Below are 510 nucleotides of genomic sequence, written 5' to 3' on the forward strand. Positions count from 1 at the left end.
CCTCGGCGGTGGCTTTGGCTTGCGCGGCACGAATGACGTTTTGTGCGGCGTCGAGCGACAGGACCGGACGCATCGGCAATTCGGCGGCCTGTGAGAGCAGTGGCGCCGCACCGGCGCACAGGGCGATCGTCAGCGCGCACAGGCGGGCGTACTTGCGAGCGGCATGGCGCGGGGCAAGGCGAACGGTGGCGGGAAACAGCGATGGCATCGTAAAAAACTCCGCTAGTGAATGTAGCGTCCCCAGAGAGGGTCTCCGGCGACAGGCGCTGCGCAAAACCCAGCAGCGAATCGGGTGTGTCCATTCGAACACGCGGGGCGCGGGAGTCATTGCCCAGGGGCGGCGAAGTTGTTAGGTTCAACCTAATGAAATGCCCGATGACGCCTAAATGACGCGCGCGGTAGCATAGCGGCGGACGTGAACCAACCGGTGAGGACTCTGTGGAACTTCGGCACTTTCGCTACTTCGTGACGTTGGCCCGGACGCTGCATTTTGGACGCGCTGCGCAGGCG

At 63.9% G+C, this 510-nt stretch carries 1 pseudogene; it reads right to left on the minus strand.

Features of this window, described 5'->3' with window-relative positions:
* Window positions 1–208: pseudogene (locus CDV44_RS26905) on the minus strand (hypothetical protein); the annotation flags it as partial.
* Between the last annotated feature and the right edge of the window lie 302 nt (window positions 209–510).

The sequence above is a fragment of the Pandoraea sp. PE-S2R-1 genome (assembly GCF_002179865.1).
Taxonomy (GTDB): Bacteria; Pseudomonadota; Gammaproteobacteria; order Burkholderiales; family Burkholderiaceae; genus Pandoraea.